The 16,273-nt window shown below is 32.6% G+C and carries 17 protein-coding genes and 1 pseudogene; all 18 read right to left on the bottom strand.

All coding sequences use genetic code 11. The features are described 5' to 3' along the window. Nucleotides 1-1,515 precede the first annotated feature (1,515 nt). Nucleotides 1,516-1,917, bottom strand: a pseudogene (locus DMR38_RS21690) (flagellin protein); the annotation flags it as partial. 301 nt (nt 1,918-2,218) lie between these two features. Further along, nucleotides 2,219-2,557 carry a flagellar protein FliT gene (locus DMR38_RS04535; protein WP_175412917.1) on the bottom strand — a complete coding sequence of 113 codons (339 nt, stop codon included), beginning with the start codon at nt 2,555-2,557 and terminating at the stop codon, nt 2,219-2,221. Between the two features lie 27 nt (nt 2,558-2,584). Beyond that, a complete protein-coding gene (gene fliD / locus DMR38_RS04530; protein ID WP_127720196.1) occupies nt 2,585-4,450 on the bottom strand; it encodes a flagellar filament capping protein FliD in 1,866 nt (621 codons plus the stop codon). A gap of 162 nt (nt 4,451-4,612) precedes the next feature. Then, complete coding sequence (fliS, locus tag DMR38_RS04525) at nt 4,613-4,999, bottom strand: flagellar export chaperone FliS (RefSeq protein WP_127720195.1); 387 nt, start codon at nt 4,997-4,999, stop codon at nt 4,613-4,615. Nucleotides 5,000-5,178: 179 nt separating this feature from the next. Next, nucleotides 5,179-5,481, bottom strand: a complete 303-nt coding sequence (locus DMR38_RS04520; protein WP_127720194.1) for a hypothetical protein — start codon at nt 5,479-5,481, stop codon at nt 5,179-5,181. A gap of 30 nt (nt 5,482-5,511) precedes the next feature. After that, entirely contained in the window at nt 5,512-5,874 is a 363-nt protein-coding gene (locus tag DMR38_RS04515; RefSeq protein WP_127720193.1) for a flagellar protein FlaG, read from the bottom strand. Nucleotides 5,875-5,907: 33 nt separating this feature from the next. Beyond that, on the bottom strand, nt 5,908-6,123 hold the full coding sequence (gene csrA / locus DMR38_RS04510) for a carbon storage regulator CsrA (RefSeq protein WP_063600793.1): 216 nt from the start codon (nt 6,121-6,123) through the stop codon (nt 5,908-5,910). Continuing rightward, nucleotides 6,124-6,555, bottom strand: a complete 432-nt coding sequence (gene fliW / locus DMR38_RS04505) for a flagellar assembly protein FliW (protein ID WP_127720192.1) — start codon at nt 6,553-6,555, stop codon at nt 6,124-6,126. Nucleotides 6,556-6,828: 273 nt separating this feature from the next. Continuing rightward, nucleotides 6,829-8,796, bottom strand: a complete 1,968-nt coding sequence (locus DMR38_RS22210) for a hypothetical protein (RefSeq protein ID WP_243124437.1) — start codon at nt 8,794-8,796, stop codon at nt 6,829-6,831. 38 nt (nt 8,797-8,834) lie between these two features. Further along, complete coding sequence (locus DMR38_RS04490; RefSeq protein ID WP_127720191.1) at nt 8,835-9,188, bottom strand: four helix bundle protein; 354 nt, start codon at nt 9,186-9,188, stop codon at nt 8,835-8,837. A 177-nt stretch (nt 9,189-9,365) separates the two neighbouring features. Further along, nucleotides 9,366-11,309, bottom strand: coding sequence for a flagellar hook-associated protein FlgK (flgK, locus tag DMR38_RS04485; protein WP_127720190.1), 1,944 nt, complete (start codon nt 11,307-11,309; stop codon nt 9,366-9,368). Between the two features lie 23 nt (nt 11,310-11,332). Then, complete coding sequence (flgN, locus tag DMR38_RS04480; protein ID WP_243124435.1) at nt 11,333-11,746, bottom strand: flagellar export chaperone FlgN; 414 nt, start codon at nt 11,744-11,746, stop codon at nt 11,333-11,335. A gap of 21 nt (nt 11,747-11,767) precedes the next feature. Further along, a complete protein-coding gene (flgM, locus tag DMR38_RS04475; protein WP_127720188.1) occupies nt 11,768-12,040 on the bottom strand; it encodes a flagellar biosynthesis anti-sigma factor FlgM in 273 nt (90 codons plus the stop codon). Between the two features lie 238 nt (nt 12,041-12,278). Further along, nucleotides 12,279-13,475 carry a flagellar motor switch phosphatase FliY gene (fliY, locus tag DMR38_RS04470; RefSeq protein WP_127720187.1) on the bottom strand — a complete coding sequence of 399 codons (1,197 nt, stop codon included), beginning with the start codon at nt 13,473-13,475 and terminating at the stop codon, nt 12,279-12,281. Continuing rightward, entirely contained in the window at nt 13,468-14,463 is a 996-nt protein-coding gene (gene fliM, locus DMR38_RS04465; protein WP_127720186.1) for a flagellar motor switch protein FliM, read from the bottom strand. Before fliM ends, fliY begins: the two co-directional genes overlap by 8 nt. A gap of 27 nt (nt 14,464-14,490) precedes the next feature. Further along, nucleotides 14,491-14,892, bottom strand: a complete 402-nt coding sequence (locus DMR38_RS04460) for a chemotaxis protein CheW (RefSeq protein ID WP_013237611.1) — start codon at nt 14,890-14,892, stop codon at nt 14,491-14,493. Between the two features lie 378 nt (nt 14,893-15,270). Beyond that, a complete protein-coding gene (locus tag DMR38_RS04455) occupies nt 15,271-15,633 on the bottom strand; it encodes a response regulator (protein WP_013237610.1) in 363 nt (120 codons plus the stop codon). A gap of 33 nt (nt 15,634-15,666) precedes the next feature. Next, the gene (locus DMR38_RS04450; protein WP_127720185.1) at nt 15,667-16,266 is read right to left on the bottom strand and encodes a chemotaxis protein CheC; all 600 of its coding nucleotides are present in this window, start codon (nt 16,264-16,266) and stop codon (nt 15,667-15,669) included. Between the last annotated feature and the right edge of the window lie 7 nt (nt 16,267-16,273).

Here is a 16,273-nt window from a genome sequence, read left to right as displayed (position 1 = left end):
TTTTACACCTGCTGCACTTGTATTAAATGTAAATGTTGTACTGCTTCCAGTGGATAATGATGAAGAAATATCTCCTACATTTATTACAGCCTCACCTACTCCATCTTGAGCTGTTACTCTAACATTTTGCTGACCTGAAACAACATTTACTGCACTACCTATTGTTCCATCTTTTTCAGTCAATTGTGCTTCATAGTGATTTTGAGTTACCTGGAATGTAATAGCATCTGTACCCGCAGCAGCTGCTGTAATGTGACCTGATGCTAATGTAAATGATAAATCTCCTGCTGTTTGTGCACCACCTGTTATTGTAATATCAGAATATCCTGATACAGTTGACCAAGTTGTTCCATCAGAACCCAATTGCTGAAGTTGAGCATGGTCAGCACCAGCAGCTAAACTAACATTTGTTAATCTATAGGTTCCTGTAGCTAAACTTGTATTTGCACTGATAGATAATCCTAATGCTGCTATATCTCCAGCAACAACTGCGCCACTAACTGCACTACTTGAAGTGCTTGTACTTGCAGCTTTATTTGTAATAGTTACTGTTTGCTGTCCATCTTTAAGTCCCTTAGCTGAAACTACACTTTCATTAGTAAGCTTATCACTTCCAATAAAATTTGAAACAGCTACAGTTGAGTTATCTGAAAGCGTATATGCATTTCCTGCTATTCCTGTAGTCTTTGCAGTAATTTCTAATTTTGTTCCATCAGTCTTGCTTACATATTCATTTGGTAGATAAGAATCCCCAGCAGCAACACTAACTCCAAACTTGTCAACTGCTGCGCCAGTACTATTATATAGAGCAGAAACTATCTTATCCACTATTGCTTCATCATTCCCAGCTCCCTTTAAATCAACTGCAAAATCTGCATATCCACTATAAGCTCCATCAGTACTATCATATAAGTCTATTTTCTTACCATCAATTACAAATCCTGTACCTTTTAAATCTGATACAGTTTTACCAGTAAAATCTATTGTAGCACTTGCATTAGCACCAGCTCCAGCAGTTGTAACAACTTCAGCTACTGTTGCACTAGCCATAGCAGAACTTGAACTATAAGTTACAGAGCCATTAATTCCAGCATCAGTACCCGTTAATTTTCCATTACTGAAGGATAATGCTTTAGCACTTACAACTACATCAGCATTTGAAGCTACAGTTAATTGATATTTACTTGATAAATCAGCATCTGCTGCAATTGCGAGACCTAGTGCTTTTTCTATTGCATCAGCAGAATTAGTAGCAGTAGCTGTATCACTAATTCCTATTTGTGTTGCAGTTGAATTTGCACCTGAAATATTTTTGTTTAAAGTAAATGTTAAATCTTTTCCGCCTAGATTAAAAGTTATAGTTTTTCCATCATCAGCACTTGTAAAGTTATTAGTAATTGTAAAAGTCTTAGTTAGTTGTGCCGAACCTTCTTCTCCACCTGTAAGTTGTGAAGGTACAGTTAATGCACTTGCTTTAGAAGCTAACTTAGGATCAACTCCACCACCATTAAGTAACTTTTGGGTATTGAATTCAGTAGTATTACCTATTCTGTTTATTTCTGAAGTTAATTGGTTCATTTCAGCCTGAATTTGAGTTCTATCATCGCCTACGTTAGTATCATTGGCTGATTGAGTTGCTAATTGTTTCATTCTTTGAAGAATTGAAGTTGTTTCATTTAGTGCACCTTCAGCAGTTTGCAGCATTGAAATACCATCTTGAGCATTAGCTGAAGCTTGATCAAGTCCGTTGATTTGTCCTCTCATTTTTTCAGATATAGCTAGTCCTGCTGCATCATCTGCTGCACTATTAATTCTTAAACCTGAAGAAAGTTTTTGCATTGCCTTACTAGCATTACCTGAATTAACATTCATGTTTCTGATTGCATTATTTGCCGCTAAATTGTGATTGATTATCATAATAAATTCCTCCTTGAATTTTACCTGGGCGTCCTTGCCCGTTTTATTTATAGTTAAACCCTTCGTCAATCGACAATTCACGATTCACATTTCACAATTATGAATTATCTATTAACTTCAGGCTTACTAACACTTTTTAAGTTGAAAATTAATAGTGGATAGTTGAAAATCAACATTATTTGTTCTTTGTTATCTGAACTTTGTTCTTTGTTTTGCTATTTATTTTATCGTTGCTATTTTTATTTACTTTACTACTTTTTTTGACTTTTTAATTGCTTTTTTATTTATTTCTATAATTTAATTATATTTTTTTACTAAATATAGTAGTACCTATATGTCTACTATAACTTTTTGTTAAAGTTCTTTTTTGAGATATATCATCAATTTTTCTTCTTAAATCCTTTTTCTTTTCAAACATCATTTTTGATAATTTATTCTGAAAATCAATTATTTTAAATTGTTTGACTGCATCATTATATTGTTTTTTTGTACAGTTCAATTCTTTTAAATTATCCAACAGCTTCTGTCTTTCACCCATTAAACTTTCAAGTCCATCATAATCATCATTCTCAAGTTTATTAATAAGTTCACAGGTTATATTTCTTAAATTCTCCATATCTTTTTCCAAATATAAATCCATCATTTACTCCCCATTCTAATTCTCATATCAACTTCCAAGCATAGAAGATAATTCTGATTGCTGAGCATTTAATTGATTCATTACGACTTCCAATTTGGAGAATTGCTGGTAATATTTTTCCTGCTTAGTAGCCATTTTTGCTTTAATATCTTTTATTTTAAGCTGCTGTTCATATATTTGATCTGGAAGTGTATTTTTTCCTCCAGTTCCTGTGAGAGTAAAGTCATATTGCTTATTTGCAAAAGAAGTCAGTATAGCACTGTTAAAAGTCGTGTTTGTATACCCAACATTTTTTTGTAATATTTTTGAAATTCTAGTAAAAATTCCGTCTTCTTTATATTGTGCAAGGCTGCTGTCGTATTCTACAGTACCATCCTTTGCTACGGTATTGGGAATAGCAGATATATTGGTAAACATTTTAGATATTTGATCACCTTTAGTTGCTATAGCCGTTTTTAATTGTTCTGGGTCAACTATATCAATATGTGCAGGTGTAGTATAATCTTTAGATGTATCTATACCAAAATTATTACTGCTATAACGACCTAACGAAAGTCCAACATTATTTACTGACGTAGTAAAGGCTGTGTTCAAATCATTAAGCATGGTTTCAAGATTATCATCATTTCTAAGAATACCTACTTTAGCTTTAGCTTCCCATGCTGTGATTTGTGAAGTAGTCATTTGAGCTTTTTGCGCATCTGTCAAAGGTTTATAATCAGAATTTGGCTTTTCAGTAAGTTTTGTTTGAATATCATCTACTATACTATTGTATTTATCAATAAATGATTTAATTTTATCATATACCTTGCTGGTATCTGAACCAATATTTACTGATGCAGTACCTTCACTTGATAACATATAGCTCATTCCATCTATAGTAAAATTATTAGTGGTCTCTGCATTACCATTTGTATCATTTAAAGTAACAGGACTGCCTCCCGGCACAGTAATAGTTACATCTGCATTTTGTGAATTTTGAATTGCGACTTTTGCAGCATCTGTGACCTTATAGTTACTTGCATTATCACTAGTAATTTTCCAATCTCCTGCAGTTACAGTAGTTGTTGTAGTTACACCATCTTTTGTAACTGTATTAGTAGTGGTTCCTGTTCCTTTATTTTCAACTACATCAGTAGAAAATCCAATTATACTAGAAAGCGAAGCTGTAGTCCCACTTTTTATCGTTAAATCTGAAGATTTACCTGTACCAGCTGAAGTTAAAGTAAATTGTCCTGTAAGTTCACTAAATTTGGCTTTTACATTGCCTATACCTTGATTATTTATTGCATTAACTAAATCTCCTACTGTAGCTTTTCCCTCCGTATTATCTAAGGTAATATTTACATCGCTTCCACCTGTATTTACTGTTAAAGTAATAACTTTCTTTAAACTAGTTGCTTCTGCTCCCTCTGCAGTTGTACCTGTTATATCAGTTAATTTTGTAGTAAGTTTTGTCCCTGCCGCTAATGTATTAGTTACTCCTGCACCTTTAGCTAATTGAGCAACTGATACCGTATATTTTCCTGTCTGTGCTCCAACCATTGGAGTAAATGTTGCCACTGATGTATCCACTGAGGATAATCCATCTGCTGCACTTACAGTAAATGGTGCAAAATTTGATTGTGATAAAATATTTTTTTCTGAAGTTCCTGAATCAAAAAAACTACTTTGCAACTCCTTTATGTTCTTTATAATATCTTGATATGCTTCTTGCTTCCACTGCTCAGTTTGCTGTGTCTGCTGAGCCTGGTCAAGTTTTGTCTGTTCTCCTGCCATCATTTTTTTTACTAATGCATCTACATCAAGGCCTGATGCCAAACCTGTTAATCTAATCATATTACCGCCGCCGGCACCAGTAGTACCGGATGCTACTGAACTTACATCACTCATGTTTATAACCTCCTCTTTTATCCAGTTAATAGTGTATAGTTAATAATTAATAGTTATGGATAATTTTCCTTCGCTCTGCTTCAGAAAATCTAAAATTAAATATTAGTTTTTATGAACATAGTAAAGAAATCTCATTCACTCTTAACTCCTAATTTCTAACTTTTACTTGCTTGTTTTAGAAATCTTATAGGCTTCTTCCCATGTGCTTCTAACATCTTCTATTAATGGAATTACCTCATCCATTATTTTTACATCTTTTTTCATATTTGCGTCTACTAATCTTCTAACTATAAAATCATATACGCTCATAAGAGATTGTCCCCATTTTCCTGCCTTGGAAACATCCAAAGATATCATAAGTTCATTAAATATATTCTGGGTCTTTATTATATTTTCGTGAGCCTTTTTTATATCCTTGTCCATCATCGCCTGTCTTGCTATTTTTGAAAACTTTGATGCTCCGTCTACCAGCATCAAAAGGAGCTGTTCCTTTGAGGCATAATTTACACTGTTACTTTTATAGGTTTTATAAGCATTTCCTGCATACATACAATAAACCTCCCTTTATTTAATTGACAATTCACAGTTCACAATTTAGGCTGATTTTTCTCCGCTATACTTCGAAAAATCTTAAATTCAAGTAGTGCAACCATTAATTTTTTAGATTTTCTGTGGTAACAGAAAATCTATCCTTAATTGTGAATTATGCATCGTGCATTGTGCATTAATTATTTCTTAACATCTAAAATGTTTCCTCTTTCATCATCTATTGAAATGTTTTCCTTATCTTCTTTAAAGGCTTTTACTTGAACTTCTTCCACTTTACTTGCTTCTACAAAAATACGTTTTTTATTTTTTCCCTGTTTGTATTTGGTGAGTTCTGACTTAAAATCTCCCTGATTATTTTTTTCCTTACCTTTAAAATCCTTATTTATAAAAATCCCTGATTTATTATGAACTTTTCCTGCACTTGTAGTTTCTTTTACTCTGCGGCGAACTTCCGGGTCTACTTTATTTAACCTAAATTCCATTAAAATCCCCCCTAGAATAATATCAATGCCTTAAACTTTTTTGTCCAGAAAAATTCCAGCCAATTCGCAAAGTTTATCTACCATATCTACTATACTTTTAGGTGGTATTTCTTTTATTACTTTATTAGTATTATTATCTACTATGCTTACCATTATATCTTTAAATTTTCCATACACTTCATATTTCAAATGAGTAGGCGTATCTTCCATTAACTTGTTTATTTTATCTACAGCTTTTTTTACATCCTTTTCATTTACATTTTCACTATTTGATAATTTATTATCTACAGTTTTGTTAACTACATCTGCATTTTGCTTAGTTTGCAAAACATCACTAGATGTATTAAACCCTAAAGATAGCTGTCTTCCTTGACCCACATCTTTAACTTCCATGCCAAACACCTCTTTAATAATTCTTTAATAAAACTATTTTTTTATTTTTTTTAATACGCTCATATCTGAAGCTGCCGCATTTTTATTTTCCTCTTCTACTTCCTTGTAAAGTTCTTTTCTAAGTATTGTTATATTTCTCGGTGCAGATATAGAAAGTTTAACACTTCCTTCTTCTATTTTTACAATAGTTATTTCTATATCTTCTCCTATACGAAGTGACTCACCTTTTTTTCTACTTATAACTAGCAATTAAAACTCCCCCTTAAAAAGTGGGTATTTTATTGGATAATCTACATTATCCAGTATTAATTGTTCCCCAATATTTTCATTCTTATTTATTATTATGGGAGCTTTTAAATTAACTGTTATATTTTCTAGTTTAGTGCTTAAGTTAACTGTATTTACTACAATAATATCTTTCTGGCTTTTTATATTAAGCTCGCATACCTTAATTTCATTCAAATCAAATTCATAATTTTTCAATACATTAAAGGGTGAAACTACCACAATTCCTATATTAACATCTTCAATAGAATGAAGTATATAAAATAATTTATTTTCCTCTGCAGGAAGCAATATAAATTTTCTCAAGTTTTCAAAACCAGGAATGCCTTTTTTAAACATTAGTATATCTTCATTTTCATAGTTTAGTACTCCATGATATTTTGTGTTTAATTTCATTATTATCTCCCTCTATGTTTAATTCACAATGCACGATGCACAATTCACAATTAAGGATGACTTTCTTCCGTTAAGACTTCAGAAAATCTAAAATGTATCACTATTGAAGCAAAGCTTCAATAAGCTTCAAATTTAAAATTTTTCGCAGCACAGCGGATAAAAATCTACCGAAATTGTGCATTGTGAACTGTGAATTGTGAATTCATTTAGATCGTAATATTTTTATATTAATTCAAAATTTTATATTAGATAAAGTTGCATTAATTATTAACTTTATCTAATATAATCTAAAAGCGTAGGCTGTATTACTTTTCCACCAGTTTGGAGACATGCCTGATAAACCGTAATAGAAGTATAATATTCTATAGTCTTCTGGGTAATATCTATATCTTCTGTTTTTGAAAGTACTTCTTTTAAGTCAGTTATTGAGGCTGCATTCTGAGTACTCAAGTCACCCATTCTCTTTTCTTTTGCACCAATCTTTGAACGAACCTGAAGAACCTTTTTGGAGGCTGCATCTATATCTACAAGATCCTGACCCATTAATTCTTTCTTTGCATCATCTTCACTATTTGCATCTTTTGTCCATACACCATATTTACTTATCATAGCTCCACCATCATTTTTTACTGTAACTAATACAGCACCTGGTGTAGTACTAGTTATTGGATTATTATTACTATCCGTATAACGCAACACTTGTCCTGCTAAATGATGCTGAATTCTATCCACAAGTGCATTTATACTATCTCCTGAAGTTGTATTATAGTCATTTCCATACTGCATTATATCTGATGCTGTTGCATTATAAGTGAGCACTACTCCCTGTGAAATTTCTATGCTTTTATCTGCACCTATGTTTTCCATAGTCATGTTTGAAAGCTGAGGTGATATATCTGATATATTGGTAGTCATATTTATGTCACTACCATTTATCATCACTTTTATATTAGTGCCATCAGTTTGAAAATTAACTTTTCCCTTTAAACTAGATGATTGTATTTGGCTATTTAGATTACTAACTATATCACTTGCAGTTGAACCTGAGGGAGTTAATTTTACTGGTGTATTTGTTCCGTCAGTAAAAGTTATATTTTTATCTGTTCCTTGCCAGTTACTAGATTTAAATCCACTAGAAACTACTTCCCCTGTTCCAAATAAAGTATTTGTCATATCACCTACAGTAGTATTAGTCGGATCTATATTTATACTATCGCTGCCATTTGCAGCAGTAAATTTTATACTGCCATCTCCAGTTTTTGATATACTTATCTTTCCATTAATTGTAGAATTACTTTTTAACTGACTGCTTAAATCACTAATTACACTGTCTATATCCGTATCCGAGGAACCTACTGTTAATGTAGCAGACGTTCCATTTACATCAAAAGCTATATTTTTCCCTGTCCAGTTACTCAATGTAAATCCATTCGATTGTGCTGAAGAAGTTCCAGAAAAAGTTCTGGACATATCACTTATATCCGTAGACAGCTTTATATTGTCTGAATTGTTCACAGCTATAAATTTCACATTTCCGTCATTGGTTTTTACTACATTTATTTTATCTGTAAGTCCGGTTTTCCCTTGTATCTGACTATTTAAATCCTTGACAACATCATCTATTCCTGGGTATGAAGACTTTAAATCAACCTGGTAATCAGTTCCATTGACATTAAAAGTTATACTTTTCCCTATCCAATTATTTACATCAAATCCATTAGACACCACATTAGGAAGATTAGTTACGGCATTTCCATCCTTATCAGCATACTCTAACGTCACAATTCCATTAGCATCAGTAGTTGTAGTTATTGGTTTTGAAAGTCCTGCAGTTCCTCCAAATATATATTCACCTTGAAAGTTCGTATTAAGCAATGTGGCAATCTGCTGTACTTCCTGATTTACTGCATCATTAATTTTATCTTTTTCATCTTGTTTATAAACTCCACCTGCTTGCTCTAAATTTTTTCTTATATTACTAAGTACAGTCCCAATTTGCCCTAATGTGGTGTCTGTTGTTTGCATCCACGTATTTGCAGTTTTTATATTAGAACCATACTGAGTGGTATAATTCACAGAGCTTTGAAGCTGCATAGCTCTTTCAACATTTATTGGATCGTCAGAAGGCTTTGAAAAATTCTTCGTAGAAGATACCTGCTGCTGGATTTTACTTAAATTTTCAAGATTTCTCTGCATATCTGCTAAAAAATTGTTCGATAGTGTTTTATTTGTTATTCTCAAAACTCAATCACATCCTTCTTCAATTCACAATTCACAGTTCACAATGCACAATTGTTTTTGGTGGTCTTAACTATAGAATTTAATATCTTGCATATTTCTTTACAGTTATCCAATATAGCATTTGGGTTATCTATGTAACCAGTATACATCAGTAATTCAATCCAATATTCTGTTTCATTTGCTTCTTTTAATGCTATATTCATCTTAGATAAAAAGTCTTTTTTTGATTGTCCTCTTAATGCTTCCTTAACATTTGCTCCGATGCTTGTTCCTGATTTAAGTAGTTGTTTTGATAAAACATATTCCCTACTTTTTTCACACAATTCTTTATATAAATTAACTATTTCAACTGAAAACTGAAAAGATTTGTCCTCAATTATATTTGAAACCATATTTAAACTCCTTTAAGAATATTTATCTTAATTATTATCCCAATTTAAAATAAGTATTCTTAAAATCGTCAATTGTTCATAATATATTACTAATTAATCAACTTTCATAATTCCATAGATTTTCTGTGACAACAGAAAATTATCCTTAATTGTGCATCGTGAATCGTGAATTGTACATTATCTCTTAAGTTGGTTTATAACTACATCCAAAAGTTCATCCACTGTGGATATCATCTTTGCATTTGCCTGATAACAGTGCTGAAATTGAATGAGATTTGTCATTTCTTCATCAATTGATACTCCCGAGTTCGCCTCTCTAGACTGAATATAGCTTTGACGCTTAACAGATTGAGTATCCACTGTTTGTTTAGCTTCCTGTTCATGGCTACCAACCTTATTTACAAGATCATTAAAATAGTTATCTAAAGTAGATCCTCCATTTACTTTTCCTACAGAATATACATTGTTTATTGTACTATCTGATGTAAATATATCTTTTAATAAATCACTTCTATCACTTCTAGTGTCTATTATTCCAGTATAAGTATCCTTATTGGTGTTTATACTTCCAATATTCATAATACTGTTGGCAAGCTGTGCTACAGCTACAGCTCTATTTCCATCAGTATTAGTGTTTAAGGAATTTCCCTTTGAATCATATTTACTATCTACTTTTATTTTAGATGGATCATTCATTATTGCCACATTTACTGTTATATTGGCTGCTGTTATATTGTTTTCATCTGCTGCTGAATATTTAGATGAATCTTTTTGATCTGCATTTACAAAGAAATTATTTATTCCACCCTCTGCAGAGCCATCTGTAGGATTGTCTTTTACCCAGGTGCTGCTCTGACTTATTATTGCATTTACGGAAAGTGCCAATCCTTTTGCAAATTTATTGAGTTCATCTTGATAATCATCTATATCCTTTTGTACTGATGTATAACCTTTAAGTTCACCTGTTGGAGGTTTAAAAAGAGCAAGCTCACTAAAGCTTATTGGATCTGTAGAAGTACCATCTAATTTTTCTCCATCAGTAACTGCTGCTTTGCCTGAAGTATCCTGCCCTCCTGTAACCTTATAGGCAACTCCATTTTTATCTGCCCAGAGCACCCTATTTTCATCCATTTCTTTTTCTTGATCAGATGTCATCCCTACATATATGGTTACTTTGTTGGCATCTGTGAGAGTATCTCCTTTTTTATAATAATCTACTTTATATACAGTATTTCCATTACTATCTTTTGTAACATTTCCGTCAGAATCAGTTTGAGGTGTTATACTAGTTATATAGGAAAATGCAGCTACATTTTCATCCGGATTATCTGTTTGAACTATATTAAGTGGTTTACCATTTAATATAGGTGCAGATCCATTATCCTTTTCAACGGAAGCACTATTTGAAGTAGTTACATCTATTCCATCATAGTCTTTATTCGTAATGCTTATTCCAAATTCGCTGCTGAGTTGATCTAAAAGTACATCTCTGCTGTCTAAAAGATCATTTGGATTTTGTCCCGACGTCTTTGTATCTTTTATCTGCTGATTTAAATTAGATATCTTTCCCAATATAGTATTTACATTTACCACCACATTTTTTATTTCTGTATTAGTATTGGTTTTAATATCTGAAATTTGTGAATAAGTATGGTTTAATTCATTAGTAAGTTGATAGGCCTGCTCTTTCACTGTACTTACGTTTTGAGATGATGTAGACAGTGACTGCCAGGAACTAAAAAACTTCTGTATAAGTGAGGATATTCCACTGCCTGTTGACCCAGTATCTGTTCCCAGTACATTTTCTACCTGACTCAAGTATTTATCACGTGCTTTATACTGTCCACTAGCTCCATTTTCTACCCTTATTTGATAGTCCAAAAAACTATCCCTTATTCTCTCAATGGATTCTATATTTACTCCTGTACCAAGCTGTCCTGCACCAGCTGCACTGTCCATACTTGGCAGTGTATAGGGTGTTGTGGTTACCATATCTGCCCTCTGCCTTGAATATCCATCTGTATTAGCATTTGCTATGTTGTGGGATGTTACATTTATGGCAGTTTGCTGTGCAAAAAGTCCACTTTTTGCTGTATTAAATATTGAAAATAACCCAGGCATTTAATTCAACTCCTTATTTTTATTTATCTGCTTTTTCCAAAAGCATTATAGGTTTTAGCTTGTCTGTTTGGGTTCAATGCCCTGAGCATTTGATTTGCAAAACCAAGCCACTGTTTTACAAGTGCTTCATTTGTATCCTTTTGAAATTTCATCTTTTCAAGCAAGTTAACTATATCTAAATATACTTTTTCTAATTTTTTATCTCCTGATTCTCTTATAATCTCCCTCATAGGCCTGTCACCAGTTATTTTTCTTCTTTGAACTTCGAGCCTTGCTACATTTCTACTTCTTTCTTCTATGACTTTCACTATTTTATCTAATAAAAACACCTGTCTTTCCACAAGATATTTATTTTGCTCAATCAAAGCTTCATAAAGTGATTTAAGCATCTCATATTCTTCTAACATAATCTCAGACAGCTGCAGTTCCAAATACATCACCTCCCAGGTATATGAAAATTATACTTTACCCTTTATATTATCTATAATTTTTTGTGCCACAAGCTTAGAATCTACTTTATAAGTTCCATTTGCTACGGACTTTTTTATGCTTTCTACTCTCTCTTTAGAATTTACAAATTTATCATCTAGGGAATAAGGGCTGAGACTCTTTCCTATAGATGATATGTGAATGGAATCCTTGCTGTTTGATTCACTCTTTAAACTTTTCTCTACATTATGCCTATTGTAAAAGCTCACCAGCTTACTGGAATTGATCCCATTTATTTTCATAAAAATACACCCCTAACCATAACTACTTCAAATATCGTTTTTCTTTACTAGTAACATTATCGGGTACATATATTTAATATTTATACTTTGAATTAAAGATAAATTGCTTATTTTAAATAAAAAGTCCCTATATGTTTCCACTTTAATACACAAATAAATCTTATTATATTAGGAATTAAAATAAGGTATGTACAGCTTCCACAATACACACCTTACTTTAAAATTTGTTGCTCTAATCTTACTTTCCTAAAGATTTAATTTTTTCCTCATTGCTTACTATTCCCGTTATTCTAACTCCAAAGTTTTCATCTATTACTACTACTTCTCCATAAGCTACTTTCTTACCGTTTACCAGTATCTCCACAGGTTCCTCTGCCAATTTATCCAATTCTATAAGAGAACCCGTTCCTAAGTTCAATATATCTTTAATATTCTTTTTTGTTCTTCCAAGTACTACTGATATTTCAAGAGGTACATCCAGTATAAGATCTATATTTTTAGGAACAACTTCTGTGTCTTGTGATCCACCAAGTGGCTGAAAAGATGCCTTACTGACTTCTACGGGCTGCCTATTTACATTTGTTTCTATAGGTTTCTCATATACCGGTGCCCTTTGCTCCATTTGAGGCTGCGTTGGTGCTGGCTGAGGCTGCTGTTGTACAGGCACTTCAGGTTCAGGTTCAGGCTGAGAACTAATACTCTCATTTTCAGGTGCACTAGGAGCTGACTCCTCTGGTGCAGTTTCTTCCTGACCCATCATTATAGAAACTACTTTTTTAGCTGTAGCTATAGGTAATACCTGCATTATACTGCTATCTACTAGTTCTCCTATTTTAAGAGAAAATGATACTTTTACAACCGCCTCATCTTCAGATATTCCTTCAGTAAGAGGTTTTGTAATATCATTCCATACTTTAGACACAGGAGGGGATATATTTACCTCCCTCATTAACATAGTAGCCATAGACGTAGCGGCAGACCCTATCATCTGGTTCATAGCCTCAGATACTGCACTTATTTCTATCTCGCCTAATTCTTTAATATCTGGATCTATTTTACCGTCTCCACCCATCATAAGACTTGCAATTACAGCCGCATCTGTAATCTTCATTACCAGTAAGTTTTCTCCTATTATACCTTCTGTATACTTAACTTCCAAAGCAACATTTGGAACTTCAAATTCATTTTTCAACTCTTTAAGAGTAGTTACAACTACCACCGGAGTAGTTATATTTACCTGCTGGTTTATTATTGTAGAAAGTGCTGTAGAGGCAGATCCCATAGATATATTTCCTATTTCTCCAAGTAAATCTTTCTCTATATCTGGCAACTGTGGGTCATCTTGAGAATTTGTTTCTGATGGTGGATCCGGCGTACTTTCTCCTCCATTTAAAAGTGCATCTATCTCTTCCTGTGAAAGAAATCCATTACTCATAATTTTCCACATCCTTATCTAAAATATCTAATATCTCAACGCCCATGTTCTTATCTATTACACCAGGCTTTCCATAATAATACACCTTATCTTCCACCATTAGTTTCACAGGGCTTGTAGTTTTTTCCTTTAGGGTCAATACGTCTCCCACATTAAGGTTCAAAAATTCTTGTACCGTAACATCTACAGTTCCAAGTATGGCAGTGAGTTCTACATCAACTACATCTAACCTATTTCTAAGCTTTTCTCTGGACTCATTCAATATATCTTCATCACTGTCCTGAAACCAGTATTGAACTACTAATTTATCAAGTACCTTTTCTATACTCAAATAAGGAATGCATATGTTTATAAAAGTACTACTGTTTCCCATCTCCACTGAAAAAGTTATAAGTGCAACAGGGTCATTAGGTGCAAGTGTCTGATTTAGTGCAGGATTTGTCTCAAGTCCCTCCACTTCTGTTTCTATAGGCATTACATCTTCCCATGCCAATTTCAAATTTGATATAAGCCCTGCATTTACAACTTTTATAATATTTTTATCTATATCCGTAAATTCCTTAACTTTGTATTTTCTATTACCGTTTCCTCCTAAGAGCAAGTCTATAATTTGAAATACAAATTGAGGATTCACTTCAAACAAAACAGATCCGCTTAAAGGCGGCATTTTAAATATAGTTAAAACAGTAGGATTAGGTACAGAATGAATAAACTCCTCATAAGTTATTTGCTGAACAGATTCCACTTTTACTTTTACATTAGCTCTAACCTGCGCAGTTAAATAATTTGAAATTATTCTAGCATAATTGTCATGAATAAGTTCAAGAGTCCTTATATGATCTTTAGAAAACTTCTGGGGACTTCTAAAATCATAAGGTTTTACTTTCTGCTTTTCCTCTTCTTTGGGTACTTCATCTGGAGTAAGTTCTCCAGCAGATAAGGCAGCTAAAAGGTCATCTATTTCATTCTGTGATAATACATCTGCCATTCTCTTCCCTCATTTCTTAAGAAAATTCTAATTTGAAAGAAGTTTGTCTATATCAATTAAAGTAACTATGCTATCTTTAAAATTTATTATTCCCTCTATATAGACTTTTTTTCCTTCATCATTTATCTTTTCAATAGCATTTTCTTCTACATCTAAAACTTCATCTACCTGATCTACTGTTATTCCCACTAATTCATCTTCCATTTCCAGTATAAGTATACTGTTTTCGCTTATTTCAGCTTTGGGAATATCCATCAAGAGATTTATATCCAGGAGAGATATTACATTTCCCCTTAAATTTATAAGTCCCTTTATATAAGCTGGAGCCTGTGGGACTTTTGTTATTTCCATAGAATTATTTATACTTTGAACTTTAGCTGTTTCTACAGCAAATTGTTCATTATTTAATCTAAATATAACAACTTGCATATTTACACCTCCATATGCATAGGTACATAAACTATGTAACAAGTATCTTTGCATAAAATTTCAAATCTCAATTTTCTGCTTACCAGATGAAATCAGAAATTAAATATATGGAGTATACTATCGAACTGTTTAAAGTTTACAGTAAATTTAACTCTACTTGATAGTTTTCGTAATAAACCATATTACCTTTATACTAGCCATAAAATTTTAATTTCTGATTACCCTTTAACAATGCACAATTCACAGTTCACAATGCACAATTAAGGATGATTTTCTGTTATCACAGAAAATCTAAAATATAGTGCTATTGAAGCAAAGCTTCAATAAGCTTTAAATTTAAAAATTGTAAATTGTGCATCGTGCATTGTAAATTGATTACTAGGAAGCTACTACTTTATTTATAGCCTCTAAAACTCTATCTGGTTGAAAAGGCTTTACTATAAAATCTCTAGCTCCAGCTTTTATAGCATCCATAACCATCGTCTGCTGACCCATTGCAGAGCACATTATAATTTTTGCACCTGCATCAAATCCTTTTATTGCCTTAACAGCTTCAATACCATCCATATCCGGCATCGTTATATCCATTGTAACTACATCTGGTTTTTCCTTTTTATATAACTCCACAGCTTTTAATCCATTGTTTGCTTCCCCCACTACCTCAAATCCGTTCTTTTCTAATATATCCTTTATCATCATTCTCATAAAAGCAGCGTCATCTACAATTAATATTTTAGCCATTTTCTTCCCTCCAAATTATTTACTACTAAATATTTATCCTATTCCTAAAGCAGTTAAAATTTTTTCCATTGAACCGGGCACCGGAATATAGTAAAAATGCCCACTTAACTCTGAATTATTTTGCATAAAAAGTGTTTCTATGTCAAGAACATACTCATCATACTGTCCTGATTCTATAAATGTAGTTGAAAGTATTGCTCCAAGCATATCGCAAGTAGCTGCTGGAACAGATGGTATTACATGCAGTCCAGTAAATTTTGCTATAGAATTCATATATGAACTAGATATTATATTGCCTATTTCGCATATAACAGAGTTACCCATATCACTTAATTCCTCTTCCCTCTGACCGGTTAACGTAGAAATCAGCTCCATAGCAGTATCCTTTTCAAATATAAACAGTATATTTCCAGGTATATCGCCTAAGATTCTAACTATTACGCCTATAACTACCTCACCTTCACCTATGTTTGTAAAGATGTCGTCAAAAGGCACTATATTTATAGCAGGTACTGTCATATCAACTTTTCTATTTATTAGTTGAGATAATGCTGTAGCTGCATTCCCTGTACCTATATTCCCAACTTCCCTTAATGCATCAAGTTGAATAGGAGTAAGGTTTTTATAGTCCATTGTTTTC

The organism is Clostridium sp. AWRP (assembly GCF_004006395.2).
GTDB lineage: Bacteria > Bacillota > Clostridia > Clostridiales > Clostridiaceae > Clostridium_B.
Note: the sequence above shows the minus strand (reverse complement) of the source record. Positions and strands in the feature narration are given on the sequence as shown.

Coding starts and splice junctions, on each gene's coding strand:
- DMR38_RS04520 (WP_127720194.1), bottom strand. CDS start 5,481: ATGGAATTTAGGTTAAATAAAGTAGACCCGGAAGTTCGCCGCAGAGTA.
- flgN (WP_243124435.1), bottom strand. CDS start 11,746: ATGTATTTGGAACTGCAGCTGTCTGAGATTATGTTAGAAGAATATGAG.
- fliY (WP_127720187.1), bottom strand. CDS start 13,475: ATGAGTAATGGATTTCTTTCACAGGAAGAGATAGATGCACTTTTAAAT.
- DMR38_RS04455 (WP_013237610.1), bottom strand. CDS start 15,633: ATGGCTAAAATATTAATTGTAGATGACGCTGCTTTTATGAGAATGATG.
- DMR38_RS04460 (WP_013237611.1), bottom strand. CDS start 14,892: ATGCAAGTTGTTATATTTAGATTAAATAATGAACAATTTGCTGTAGAA.
- fliM (WP_127720186.1), bottom strand. CDS start 14,463: ATGGCAGATGTATTATCACAGAATGAAATAGATGACCTTTTAGCTGCC.
- flgM (WP_127720188.1), bottom strand. CDS start 12,040: ATGAAAATAAATGGGATCAATTCCAGTAAGCTGGTGAGCTTTTACAAT.
- fliD (WP_127720196.1), bottom strand. CDS start 4,450: ATGAGTGATGTAAGTTCAGTAGCATCCGGTACTACTGGTGCCGGCGGC.
- DMR38_RS04490 (WP_127720191.1), bottom strand. CDS start 9,188: ATGGTTTCAAATATAATTGAGGACAAATCTTTTCAGTTTTCAGTTGAA.
- fliW (WP_127720192.1), bottom strand. CDS start 6,555: ATGAAATTAAACACAAAATATCATGGAGTACTAAACTATGAAAATGAA.
- flgK (WP_127720190.1), bottom strand. CDS start 11,309: ATGCCTGGGTTATTTTCAATATTTAATACAGCAAAAAGTGGACTTTTT.
- fliS (WP_127720195.1), bottom strand. CDS start 4,999: ATGTATGCAGGAAATGCTTATAAAACCTATAAAAGTAACAGTGTAAAT.
- DMR38_RS04515 (WP_127720193.1), bottom strand. CDS start 5,874: ATGGAAGTTAAAGATGTGGGTCAAGGAAGACAGCTATCTTTAGGGTTT.
- DMR38_RS04450 (WP_127720185.1), bottom strand. CDS start 16,266: ATGGACTATAAAAACCTTACTCCTATTCAACTTGATGCATTAAGGGAA.
- DMR38_RS04535 (WP_175412917.1), bottom strand. CDS start 2,557: ATGGATTTATATTTGGAAAAAGATATGGAGAATTTAAGAAATATAACC.